The sequence below is a fragment of the Streptomyces phaeolivaceus genome (genome assembly GCF_009184865.1).
Lineage (GTDB): Bacteria > Actinomycetota > Actinomycetes > Streptomycetales > Streptomycetaceae > Streptomyces > Streptomyces phaeolivaceus.
The window spans coordinates 1862254-1874754 of record NZ_CP045096.1; the positions used below are offsets into that span (position 1 = coordinate 1862254).

The window sequence follows — 12501 nt, forward strand, 5'->3', positions numbered from 1 at the left end:
CGACAACGGTCGTTGTCTCAGAACTAGCACAGTGGACGCGAGCAACTGAGGACAAGCCCTCGGCCTATTAGTACCAGTCAACTCCACCCGTTACCAGGCTTCCATATCTGGCCTATCAACCCAGTCGTCTACTGGGAGCCTTACCCCATCAAGTGGGTGGGAATACTCATCTCGAAGCAGGCTTCCCGCTTAGATGCTTTCAGCGGTTATCCCTCCCGAACGTAGCCAACCAGCCATGCCCTTGGCAGAACAACTGGCACACCAGAGGTTCGTCCGTCCCGGTCCTCTCGTACTAGGGACAGCCCTTCTCAATATTCCTGCGCGCGCAGCGGATAGGGACCGAACTGTCTCACGACGTTCTAAACCCAGCTCGCGTACCGCTTTAATGGGCGAACAGCCCAACCCTTGGGACCGACTCCAGCCCCAGGATGCGACGAGCCGACATCGAGGTGCCAAACCATCCCGTCGATATGGACTCTTGGGGAAGATCAGCCTGTTATCCCCGGGGTACCTTTTATCCGTTGAGCGACGGCGCTTCCACAAGCCACCGCCGGATCACTAGTCCCGACTTTCGTCCCTGCTCGACCCGTCGGTCTCACAGTCAAGCTCCCTTGTGCACTTACACTCACCACCTGATTGCCAACCAGGCTGAGGGAACCTTTGGGCGCCTCCGTTACCCTTTGGGAGGCAACCGCCCCAGTTAAACTACCCATCAGACACTGTCCCCGATCCGGATCACGGACCCGGGTTAGACATCCAGCACGACCAGACTGGTATTTCAACGACGACTCCACCCGAACTGGCGTCCGAGCTTCACAGTCTCCCAGCTATCCTACACAAGCCGAACCGAACACCAATATCAAACTGTAGTAAAGGTCCCGGGGTCTTTCCGTCCTGCTGCGCGAAACGAGCATCTTTACTCGTAGTGCAATTTCACCGGGCCTATGGTTGAGACAGTCGAGAAGTCGTTACGCCATTCGTGCAGGTCGGAACTTACCCGACAAGGAATTTCGCTACCTTAGGATGGTTATAGTTACCACCGCCGTTTACTGGCGCTTAAGTTCTCAGCTTCGCCAAGACGAATCCTGACTAACCGGTCCCCTTAACGTTCCAGCACCGGGCAGGCGTCAGTCCGTATACATCGCCTTACGGCTTCGCACGGACCTGTGTTTTTAGTAAACAGTCGCTTCTCGCTGGTCTCTGCGGCCACCCCCAGCTCAAGCAGCAAGTGCTATCACCGGTGATGGCCCCCCTTCTCCCGAAGTTACGGGGGCATTTTGCCGAGTTCCTTAACCATAGTTCACCCGAACGCCTCGGTATTCTCTACCAGACCACCTGAGTCGGTTTAGGGTACGGGCCGCCATAAAACTCGCTAGAGGCTTTTCTCGACAGCATAGGATCATCCACTTCACCACAATCGGCTCGGCATCAGGTCTCAGCCTCCATGTACGACGGATTTACCTGTCGCACGGCCTACACCCTTACCCCGGGACAACCACCGCCCGGGATGGACTACCTTCCTGCGTCACCCCATCACTCACCTACTGCAAGTCTGGTCCGTCGGCTCCACCACTCCCCTTTGCCCGAAGGCTCCGGGGCGGCTTCACGGACTTAGCATCGCCTGGTTCAGTGTTTGACGCTTCACAGCGGGTACCGGAATATCAACCGGTTATCCATCGACTACGCCTGTCGGCCTCGCCTTAGGTCCCGACTTACCCTGGGCAGATCAGCTTGACCCAGGAACCCTTGGTCAATCGGCGCAAACGTTTCTCACGTTTGTATCGCTACTCATGCCTGCATTCTCACTCGTGAACCGTCCACAACTCGCTTCCGCGGCTGCTTCACCCGGCACACGACGCTCCCCTACCCATCCCAGCCCCCGTTGGGGGTATCTGCTGGAATGACACGACTTCGGCGGTACGCTTGAGCCCCGCTACATTGTCGGCGCGGAATCACTAGACCAGTGAGCTATTACGCACTCTTTCAAGGGTGGCTGCTTCTAAGCCAACCTCCTGGTTGTCTCTGCGACTCCACATCCTTTCCCACTTAGCGTACGCTTAGGGGCCTTAGTCGATGCTCTGGGCTGTTTCCCTCTCGACCATGGAGCTTATCCCCCACAGTCTCACTGCCGCGCTCTCACTTACCGGCATTCGGAGTTTGGCTAAGGTCAGTAACCCGGTAGGGCCCATCGCCTATCCAGTGCTCTACCTCCGGCAAGAAACACACGACGCTGCACCTAAATGCATTTCGGGGAGAACCAGCTATCACGGAGTTTGATTGGCCTTTCACCCCTAACCACAGGTCATCCCCCAGGTTTTCAACCCTGGTGGGTTCGGTCCTCCACGAAGTCTTACCTCCGCTTCAACCTGCCCATGGCTAGATCACTCCGCTTCGGGTCTTGAGCGTGCTACTCAAACGCCCTGTTAGGACTCGCTTTCGCTACGGCTACCCCACCCGGGTTAACCTCGCAACACACCGCAAACTCGCAGGCTCATTCTTCAAAAGGCACGCAGTCACGACACAAGGACAAGTCCTTGTGCGACGCTCCCACGGCTTGTAGGCACACGGTTTCAGGTACTATTTCACTCCGCTCCCGCGGTACTTTTCACCATTCCCTCACGGTACTATCCGCTATCGGTCACCAGGGAATATTTAGGCTTAGCGGGTGGTCCCGCCAGATTCACACGGGATTTCTCGGGCCCCGTGCTACTTGGGTGTCTCTCAAACGAGCCGCTGATGTTTCAGCTACGGGGGTCTTACCCTCTACGCCGGACCTTTCGCATGTCCTTCGCCTACATCAACGGTTTCTGACTCGCCTCACAGCCGGCAGACTGTGAAAGAGAGATCCCACAACCCCGTATACGCAACCCCTGCCGGGTCTCACACGCATACGGTTTGGCCTCATCCGGTTTCGCTCGCCACTACTCCCGGAATCACGGTTGTTTTCTCTTCCTGCGGGTACTGAGATGTTTCACTTCCCCGCGTTCCCTCCACTTGCCCTATGTGTTCAGGCAAGGGTGACAGCCCATGACGACTGCCGGGTTTCCCCATTCGGACACCCCCGGATCAAAGCCTGGTTGACGACTCCCCGGGGCCTATCGTGGCCTCCCACGTCCTTCATCGGTTCCTGGTGCCAAGGCATCCACCGTGCGCCCTTAAAAACTTGGCCACAGATGCTCGCGTCCACTGTGCAGTTCTCAAACAACGACCAACCACCCACCACCCCGCCTTCACAGACGAGTTCACTGGGGTCGGCGTCGAGGGGATTCATTCCCTCAGACACCCAACAGCGTGCCCGGCATCTTCGCCACTCCGGTCAGCTTTCCACGCCCCGAAGGACAGTACTCACAGCCTGAGATGACTGACGATGCCGAATAATCAACGTTCCACCCATGAGCAACCAGCATCAGACGTTCGCTGATGAACTGGCCTCTGACCTCACCCCGGAGGGATCGGTGAGAAGTGCTCCTTAGAAAGGAGGTGATCCAGCCGCACCTTCCGGTACGGCTACCTTGTTACGACTTCGTCCCAATCGCCAGTCCCACCTTCGACAGCTCCCTCCCACAAGGGGTTGGGCCACCGGCTTCGGGTGTTACCGACTTTCGTGACGTGACGGGCGGTGTGTACAAGGCCCGGGAACGTATTCACCGCAGCAATGCTGATCTGCGATTACTAGCAACTCCGACTTCATGGGGTCGAGTTGCAGACCCCAATCCGAACTGAGACAGGCTTTTTGAGATTCGCTCCGCCTCACGGCTTCGCAGCTCATTGTACCTGCCATTGTAGCACGTGTGCAGCCCAAGACATAAGGGGCATGATGACTTGACGTCGTCCCCACCTTCCTCCGAGTTGACCCCGGCAGTCTCCTGTGAGTCCCCATCACCCCGAAGGGCATGCTGGCAACACAGAACAAGGGTTGCGCTCGTTGCGGGACTTAACCCAACATCTCACGACACGAGCTGACGACAGCCATGCACCACCTGTACACCGACCACAAGGGGGCGACCATCTCTGGCCGTTTCCGGTGTATGTCAAGCCTTGGTAAGGTTCTTCGCGTTGCGTCGAATTAAGCCACATGCTCCGCTGCTTGTGCGGGCCCCCGTCAATTCCTTTGAGTTTTAGCCTTGCGGCCGTACTCCCCAGGCGGGGAACTTAATGCGTTAGCTGCGGCACCGACGACGTGGAATGTCGCCAACACCTAGTTCCCACCGTTTACGGCGTGGACTACCAGGGTATCTAATCCTGTTCGCTCCCCACGCTTTCGCTCCTCAGCGTCAGTAATGGCCCAGAGATCCGCCTTCGCCACCGGTGTTCCTCCTGATATCTGCGCATTTCACCGCTACACCAGGAATTCCGATCTCCCCTACCACACTCTAGTCTGCCCGTATCGAATGCAGACCCGGGGTTAAGCCCCGGGCTTTCACATCCGACGCGACAGACCGCCTACGAGCTCTTTACGCCCAATAATTCCGGACAACGCTCGCGCCCTACGTATTACCGCGGCTGCTGGCACGTAGTTAGCCGGCGCTTCTTCTGCAGGTACCGTCACTTTCGCTTCTTCCCTGCTGAAAGAGGTTTACAACCCGAAGGCCGTCATCCCTCACGCGGCGTCGCTGCATCAGGCTTTCGCCCATTGTGCAATATTCCCCACTGCTGCCTCCCGTAGGAGTCTGGGCCGTGTCTCAGTCCCAGTGTGGCCGGTCGCCCTCTCAGGCCGGCTACCCGTCGTCGCCTTGGTGAGCCGTTACCTCACCAACAAGCTGATAGGCCGCGGGCTCATCCTTCACCGCCGGAGCTTTCAACTCCCTGCCAGGAGGCAGAAAGTATTATCCGGTATTAGACCCCGTTTCCAGGGCTTGTCCCAGAGTGAAGGGCAGATTGCCCACGTGTTACTCACCCGTTCGCCACTAATCCCCACCGAAGTGGTTCATCGTTCGACTTGCATGTGTTAAGCACGCCGCCAGCGTTCGTCCTGAGCCAGGATCAAACTCTCCGTGAATGTTTACCCGTAATCGGGTGCACACATCACGAGAGCGGAACCACCGGAGGAATGATCCGATGGTTCACAGCGTCCTCGCTGTGTTTTCTTCAAAGGAACCTCGTCCCAGCAGAAGCTGGAGACGGGGTATCAACATATCTGGCGTTGATTTTTGGCACGCTGTTGAGTTCTCAAGGAACGGACGCTTCCTTCGTACTCACCCAAGTTGTTACTCAGGCTTTCCTCCGGGCAGTTTCCCTTCGGTCCTGCTGTGTTGCTGTCTTGCGTTTCCGACTCTATCAGATCGTTTTCCGGTCCGATTCCCTGTCGGGGGTTTTGCCTTTCGGCTGTCTATTGGCCTCTCGGTTTCCCTTGCGGCCTTTCGACATTCACTACGTTAGCCGATTCCCTCGGCAACTCATAATTGAGTGCTGCGGGCTGGAATCAGGGCATGCCTAATTCGCCCCCGCCGAGGGGATGTCGTAGGTAGTGGGTTGGCCGCTCTCGGCTGCTGGCTGATCGCCGTAACCGGTTCAAGCGGCTCGGGCTACGTTACGGATCGCCCAGGAGCGAGTCAAGTTGAGCGCCGGCGGGGGACGTGGGCCCGATACGGGCTCACCGTCGGGTCGTTGGCGATCCAGTAGCGCCAGGGGTGGACGCCACCGTCGCCCGAGACGCCGGTGCGGGGGCCGTTGAGTACCTGGTCAGCGCTGACGGGGGTGCCGGGCAGGACCGTCAGGGGCGGGGTGTCGCAGGCGCAGGCGTCCGTGCCGTCGAGGGCTCGGTCCACGTCCAGGGCCGTGGCCAGGCGGGCGGGGCCTTTGGCCAGTTCTTTGTCATTTCGGGCCGAGATTCGACGTTTGCGGGCGAGGTCGGCGCCTTCGGTGATCTCGCCGGCCCGCAGCAGAACCGCGCTCGCCCGGCCCTCCGGTCCGCAGACCAGGTTCATGCAGTGCCACATGCCGTAGGTGAAGTAGACGTACACATGTCCGGGCGGACCGAACATCACGCTGTTGCGGGCGGTGCGTCCCCGATAGGCGTGGGAGCCGGGGTCGTTCGCACCGTCGTATGCCTCGACCTCCGTGATGCGGAGTTCGATCGGCCCTTCCGGGCAGGAGCGTACGAGGACGCGTCCCAGGAGGTCCGGGGCCACCTCCAGTACGGGGCGGTCGAAGAACTCACGGGCGAGGGGCGTACGGTCGGGGCTCGCGATCATGGCGTACGAGCGTAGTCCAGACGGGTGCGGAACCAGCGGCCGTCGGACTGCGTTTGTAGGGATCAGGGTCCACGCCACACAAGGCACGAACACGGAACCACGCAGATATATACGCAGGCGTTGCCTGACGGGAGGAACAGACATGGGGTTCAAGCGGCTGCTCGCGAGCCTGGGGGCCGGTGGCGCTTCGGTCGAGACGGTGTTGACCGAGGTCAATGTCGTCCCGGGTGGTGTCGTCCAGGGTGAGGTGCGGATCCAGGGCGGTTCCGTGGACCAGCAGATCGAGGGGCTGTCCGTCGGTCTCCAGGCCAAGGTCGAGGTCGAGGGCCAGGACGCGGAGTACAAGCAGGACATCGAGTTCACCAAGCAGCGGCTCGGTGGTGCCTTCGAGCTGAAGGCCGGGGCGGTGCATGTGGTGCCCTTCGGGCTGGAGATCCCGTGGGAGACGCCGGTCACCACCATCCAGGGGCAGACACTGCCGGGCATGAACATCGGTGTGACCACCGAGCTGGAGATCGCGCGCGCGGTGGACTCCGGTGACCTGGATCCGATCAACGTGCACCCGCTGCCGGCGCAGCAGGCCCTCCTGGACGCCTTCATCCAGCTGGGCTTCCGCTTCAAGAACGCGGACCTGGAGCGCGGTCACATCCGGGGGACGCGACAGAAGCTGCCGTTCTACCAGGAGATCGAGTTCTACCCGCCGCAGCAGTACCACGGCCTGAACCAGGTCGAGTTGAGCTTCGTCGCCGACGAGCGCGAGATGGACGTCGTGCTGGAGATGGACAAGAAGCCGGGTCTGTTCAGCGAGGGCAGCGACTCGTTCCGCTCGTTCAAGGTGGGGCTGCACGACTACCAGGGGACGGACTGGGCGGCGTACCTGAACCAGTGGCTTTCGGAGGTCGGCAGCAAGCGCAGTTGGTTCTAGGCTCGACCCGCTCGACACAACTGGCTGCTCGACACAACTGGAACCACACCTACCCCGGATCCATCAGGAGGTACCGAGGTGACCGAGCCGAAGAGGCCGCCGCTCCCCCACGATTTCCACCCGGTCGTGCCGTCCTTCACGGTCGCGAGCGAGGATGTCGAGGCCGGTGCGACGCTCAAGGACGCTCAGGTCTACGCGGAGGGGAACACCTCGCCGCAGCTGCGCTGGGAGGGCTTCCCGCCGGAGACCAAGAGTTTCGCCGTGACCTGCTACGACCCGGACGCCCCCACGGGCAGCGGGTTCTGGCACTGGGTCGTGTTCGACATCCCGGTGTCGGTGACGGAGTTGCCGACGGGTGCGGGGTCGGGGAAGTTCGAGGGACTGCCCGAGGGCGCCGTCCAGGCGCGCAACGACTACGGGACGAAGGACTTCGGCGGGGCCGCGCCGCCGCCGGGGGATCCGGCGCACCGGTATGTGTTCACGGTGTACGCGGTGGATCAGGAGAAGCTCGGTCCTGACGCGGACGCCTCGCCCGCCGTGGTCGGCTTCAACCTGCGGTTCCACACGCTGGGGCGCGCTCAACTCCTCGGTGAGTACGCCGCCGTGGCGGAAAAGTAACGAAGCCGGACGTTCATTGAACGTTTGCCCGTCTCTGGTCTTGGAAGTGATCAGAGACGGGCATTTTTTATTGCGTTGTCCATCTCGTCGTGCCCGGCCAGAGTTGATCCAAGCCCGCCGGGGGGTGGGCTGGCACAGGAGGTGGGCTGGAATGCGGGACACGCTGGTACTGAACGCGAGCTTCGAGCCGCTGTCGACGGTCACGCTCAACCGAGCCGTCGTGCTGGTACTGCAGGACAAGGCCGTCGTCGAGCAGACCCACCCCGAACTGCGCATGCGCGGAGCCGCGGTCGACATACCGGCGCCCCGGGTGATCAGGCTCTGCAGGTACGTACGGGTGCCGTTCCGAAGACAAGCGCCGTGGTCGAGGCGGGGTGTTCTGGTACGGGACAGGCACAGGTGCGCCTACTGCGGTCGTCGGGCGACGACCGTGGACCACGTGGTGCCGCGGTCGCGGGGCGGTGGGGACACCTGGCTGAACACGGTGGCTTCCTGCGCCGAGGACAACCACCGTAAGGCTGACCGGACTCCGGAGCAGGCGGGGATGCCGTTGTTGCGGCAGCCGTTCGAGCCTACTCCGGCCGATGCGATGCTGCTGTCCCTGGGACACGATGACTTCGACGCGCTTCCGGGGTGGCTGTCGCAGGGGGCCGCGTAGGGCTCCGCCGGGAAGGCCGTTGAGCGCCGTCGTGGCCTCTGTCATTTGCGGACCGCGGGTGCGTCGTGGCTTGTCGCGCAGTCCCCCGCGCCCCTAAAAGCCAAAAGACCAAAGACATCGGGCCCACCCTCTTCTTCGAGGGTGGGCCCGATGTCGTGTGTCCTAGTCGATCGCCGGCTTCTCTCGGCGGTCGCCGTTGCCGTCGGTGGGGCGGGGGACGGACGGGCCGCCGCCGAGGTTGCCGAAGTTGCCCATGGCACCGGAGAGGCCCTTGAGGGCGTCGCCGATCTCGCTGGGGACGATCCAGAGCTTGTTGGCGTCGCCCTCGGCGATCTTCGGGAGCATCTGGAGGTACTGGTAGGAGAGGAGCTTCTGGTCCGGGTCTCCGGCGTGGATGGCCTCGAAGACCGTACGGACGGCCTGGGCCTCGCCCTCGGCGCGCAGGGCGGCGGCCTTGGCCTCACCCTCGGCGCGGAGGATCTGGGACTGCTTCTCGCCCTCGGCGGTGAGGATGGCCGCCTGGCGCGTACCTTCGGCGGTGAGGATCGCGGCGCGCTTGTCACGGTCGGCGCGCATCTGCTTCTCCATCGAGTCCTGGATGGAGGTGGGCGGCTCGATCGCCTTCAGCTCGACGCGGTTGACGCGGATGCCCCACTTGCCGGTGGCCTCGTCGAGGACGCCGCGCAGGGCCGCGTTGATCTCCTCGCGGGAGGTCAGGGTCCGCTCCAGGTCCATGCCACCGATGATGTTGCGCAGGGTGGTGACGGTGAGCTGCTCGATCGCCTGGATGTAGCTGGCGACCTCGTAGGTGGCCGCGCGGGCGTCGGTGACCTGGTAGTAGATGACCGTGTCGATGTTCACGACCAGGTTGTCCTGGGTGATCACCGGCTGCGGCGGGAACGGCACGACCTGTTCGCGCAGGTCGATGCGGTTGCGGATCGAGTCGATGAACGGGACGACGATGTTGAGGCCCGCGTTGAGCGTGCGCGTGTAGCGGCCGAACCGCTCGACGATGGCCGCGCTGGCCTGTGGAATCACCTGGATGGTCTTGATCAGGGCGATGAAGACCAACACCACCAGAATGATCAGGACGATGATGATCGGTTCCATCGTGTGCTCCCCGAGCCCTTCTCCGCCGTGGCGCTTCCTGAAGATCTTGAAAGTCTTCAAGATCTTATGCCTGTCGAGGCCGTTGAGATGTTGAAGATCTTGTGGTCGAGTCTGGCAGAACACCGCCTGCCAGGGGGGTCGTTCAGGTCATAGCGTCACCGCCTCGTGACCACGTCGTACGAGGTCACATGACGATCGCGGTGGCTCCCTCGATCTCCACGACGTCCACTTCCTGACCCACCTCGTAGGCCTGGCCGCTGTCCAGCGCGCGGGCGGACCAGATCTCGCCGCCGAGCTTGATACGGCCGCCCGAGCCGTCGACGCGTTCCAGGACGACGGCGTGTTTGCCCTTCAACGCGTCGATGCCGGTGGCCAGTTGGGGCCGTTGGGATCTGTGCCGGGCCGCGATGGGCCGGACGACGGCGATGAGCGCGACGGAGACGATCGCGAAGACGACGACCTGGAGTACGACTCCCCCGCCCAGCCCCGCGACCACGGCGCCGGCGACGGCGCCCAGGGCGAGCATGCCCAACTCGGGCATCGCGGTCACGACGAGGGCGATCCCGAGCCCGGCCGCGCCGATCAGCCACCACACCCATGCGTCGATGCTGTCCACAACGGCCATGGTAGAACCGCGATCCGCCCGCCGAACAGAGCGCACGGTCAAAGATCGCGTACAGAGGGCTCCCAAGTCGGGTGCTCCCGGGCTCTGTTGTGGTCCCGGGGCGCCCGAGTTGCGGAAGATCGGGAGAACTTGGAGGTCAGGTGAGCGGCAGGCCGTGGGCGGTCCAGCGCTCGCCCATCTGCTCGACGACGAGCGGGAGTCCGAAGCAGAGGGAGAGGTTGCGGGAGGTCAGCTCCAGCTCCAGCGGGCCCGCGGCGAGGACCTTGCCCTGACGGATCATCAGGACGTGGGTGAAGCCCGGGGGGATCTCCTCGACATGGTGCGTGACCATGATCATGGAGGGGGCGATCGGGTCGCGGGCGAGGCGGCCGAGCCGGCGTACCAGGTCCTCGCGACCGCCGAGGTCGAGGCCGGCGGCGGGCTCGTCGAGGAGCAGCAGCTCGGGGTCGGCCATCAGGGCGCGGGCGATCAGGGTGCGCTTGCGCTCGCCCTCGGAGAGGGTGCCGAACTTGCGGTCGACGTAGTCGGTCATGCCGAGACGGTCGAGGAAGGCGCGGGCGCGCAGCTCGTCGATCTCCTCGTAGTCCTCGTTCCAGGTGGCCGTCATGCCGTACGCGGCCGTCAGCACGGTCTCCAGGACGGTCTGGCGCCTGGGGAGCTTCTCCGCCATGGCGATGCCGGCCATGCCGATACGGGGGCGCAGTTCGAAGACGTCGACCTTGCCGAGGGTGTCGCCGAGGATCGTGGCGGTGCCCTTGCTGGGGTACAGGTAGCTGGACGCGATGTTGAGGAGGGTGGTCTTGCCGGCGCCGTTCGGGCCGAGGATGGCCCAGCGCTCGCCCTCCTTGACCGACCAGGAGACCTGGTCCACCAGAGCCCGGCCCTCGCGGACCACGGATACGTCCTCCAGCTCCAGAACATCGCTCATGAGCGCGCTGTCTCCCCTTGCAGTGTCGGCCTGTCTCGGCTGTCGCGTACGCCTGTGGTCGGAGCCACCGCCGGGTGGGCGCAGCCCTCAGGGAAATCTACGCCACCGGTCGGGCCGTCCATCCCCTCGGTCGGTCCTTAGGGTGGGGGCATGCTTTCGGAACCACGTTCAGGGCGCCTCGCCTCATGGGGAAATGCCCTTCTTGCCGGACTTGTCTCACCGGATGACGCGGTGCTCGCGATCGTCGGGGAGGACTCGGTGCATCGGGTCGAGGGGTTGCCCGGGGAGTCGGCGCCCGTCGGGCTGACGCTGGCGCTGGGGCGGTTGCGGGCCCTCGGGGTGACCGGGCTGCGGGTCGCGCTGCCCGCGGCGGGGCATCCGCTGGGGCTGAGCGGGCCGCCGGAGTTCAACAAGCGGGCGCTGGAGGCGGAGGAGGCCGTCGTCTGCCACGGGGGTGCGCTGGGGCTCGTGCCGGAGGTGTACGCGGTCGGCCCCGCGGGCGACGAGCACGTGGAGGTCGTCTGGCACTGCCTGGAGGCGCGGGAGGCGCCGCCCGCCGATGTGCCGTCCCTCGGGGAGGCCGAGCGGGAGTTGGCGGAGGCCTTGCGGGAGGCTACGGAGGTGTTGGCCCGGCTGGACGTCGCGGCGTCGGGGCCGGTGGCCGAGGCGGCGATCGACGCGTATCGGGCGCGGGCCGAGCGGGGGCGGGAGGTGTTGGCGCCCGGGTATCCGCCGCGTGCGGTACGGGTGCTGGAGCTGGCGCAGCGGGTGGGGTTGCTGATCTCGGTGGCGTTCGAGAACGGGGACGGCGGGGCCGTGAGCGCCTCGGAGATGGCCTCGCGGGCGGGGGCGCTGCGGCCGGTGGAGCGGACGGCTCGGCGGGCTCAGGTGGCGGCGTACAACGCGTTCGTGGAGGAGCGGGAGCGGGGGCGGTAGTACGGCGCGGTCGTGGGCGGGCGATGGTGCGGTGCCCGGGGGCTGTGGCTGGGCGGGGGTCGGCTGCGCGACTCGGCGCTCACGAGATGCCGCTGCGCCCACCCGTGCCGCCCCAGCGGCACGGGTGGGCGCAGTCTGAACGGGCAGCCGAAGGCCCCGCGAACCCGGGGAGGTCGCGGGGCCTTTGAGCGCGGCGCGGCTCGGCTCAGTGGTTGGCCGAGATGTTGCCGAAGGTCGGGTTGAGGGCCGCGATGAGGTTGGCGCTGAGGCCGGTGACCGTGACCGGGACGTTGACGGGGACCTGGACGTCGAGGCCGGAGCCGACGCCCGGGGAGTGCACGGCGGCGCTGTCGGCGGACGAGTCGGCGACGGCAGCGCCGGACGAGGCGCCCGCGGCGAGCCCGGCGGCGGTGACGGTCAGGGCGGCCTTCTTGGCGAAGTTCATGAGCTGCGTTCCTCCAGCGTCGTACGTGTCCGGCCCGCCCGCGGGCCGTGCGCTGATCAACG

9 protein-coding genes and 2 rRNA genes are annotated in these 12501 nt (G+C 64.0%); 4 read left to right on the forward strand and 7 right to left on the reverse strand.

Translation table 11 applies throughout. The features are described from left to right. Positions 1-47 precede the first annotated feature (47 nt). The 3 genes from F9278_RS08795 to F9278_RS08810 form a co-directional block, all read right to left on the reverse strand. A 23S ribosomal RNA gene (locus tag F9278_RS08795) occupies positions 48-3169 on the reverse strand. A gap of 304 nt (positions 3170-3473) precedes the next feature. Continuing rightward, a 16S ribosomal RNA gene (locus F9278_RS08800) occupies positions 3474-4999 on the reverse strand. The 16S and 23S rRNA genes sit together here, the layout of an rRNA operon. 553 nt (positions 5000-5552) lie before the next feature. Further along, on the reverse strand, positions 5553-6194 hold the full coding sequence (locus F9278_RS08810) for a DNA-3-methyladenine glycosylase (protein WP_152167793.1): 642 nt from the start codon (positions 6192-6194) through the stop codon (positions 5553-5555). Positions 6195-6336: 142 nt separating this feature from the next. Here F9278_RS08810 and F9278_RS08815 point away from each other — a divergent pair, with 142 nt between their 5' ends. From F9278_RS08815 to F9278_RS08825, 3 genes are all read left to right on the forward strand, one after another. Beyond that, positions 6337-7119 carry a sporulation protein gene (locus tag F9278_RS08815; RefSeq protein WP_152167794.1) on the forward strand — a complete coding sequence of 261 codons (783 nt, stop codon included), beginning with the start codon at positions 6337-6339 and terminating at the stop codon, positions 7117-7119. Positions 7120-7197: 78 nt separating this feature from the next. Further along, positions 7198-7737: a YbhB/YbcL family Raf kinase inhibitor-like protein gene (locus tag F9278_RS08820; protein WP_152167795.1), complete on the forward strand. Its 540-nt coding sequence runs from the start codon at positions 7198-7200 to the stop codon at positions 7735-7737. A 151-nt stretch (positions 7738-7888) separates the two neighbouring features. Next, a complete protein-coding gene (locus F9278_RS08825; RefSeq protein WP_152167796.1) occupies positions 7889-8395 on the forward strand; it encodes an HNH endonuclease in 507 nt (168 codons plus the stop codon). Between the two features lie 162 nt (positions 8396-8557). Here F9278_RS08825 and F9278_RS08830 read toward each other — a convergent pair whose 3' ends face one another. From F9278_RS08830 to F9278_RS08840, 3 genes are all read right to left on the reverse strand, one after another. Next, the gene (locus tag F9278_RS08830; protein ID WP_013004691.1) at positions 8558-9505 is read right to left on the reverse strand and encodes an SPFH domain-containing protein; all 948 of its coding nucleotides are present in this window, start codon (positions 9503-9505) and stop codon (positions 8558-8560) included. A 184-nt stretch (positions 9506-9689) separates the two neighbouring features. Next, complete coding sequence (locus tag F9278_RS08835) at positions 9690-10121, reverse strand: NfeD family protein (RefSeq protein WP_152167797.1); 432 nt, start codon at positions 10119-10121, stop codon at positions 9690-9692. Positions 10122-10266: 145 nt separating this feature from the next. Then, positions 10267-11058, reverse strand: a complete 792-nt coding sequence (locus F9278_RS08840; protein WP_152167798.1) for an ABC transporter ATP-binding protein — start codon at positions 11056-11058, stop codon at positions 10267-10269. Between the two features lie 150 nt (positions 11059-11208). On the opposite strand from F9278_RS08840, the gene F9278_RS08845 reads away from it, so the two are divergent. After that, positions 11209-11994: a hypothetical protein gene (locus F9278_RS08845; RefSeq protein WP_152167799.1), complete on the forward strand. Its 786-nt coding sequence runs from the start codon at positions 11209-11211 to the stop codon at positions 11992-11994. A 205-nt stretch (positions 11995-12199) separates the two neighbouring features. Here the strand turns inward: F9278_RS08845 and F9278_RS08850 are convergent, their stop codons facing one another. Continuing rightward, complete coding sequence (locus F9278_RS08850) at positions 12200-12439, reverse strand: chaplin family protein (protein WP_152167800.1); 240 nt, start codon at positions 12437-12439, stop codon at positions 12200-12202. Between the last annotated feature and the right edge of the window lie 62 nt (positions 12440-12501).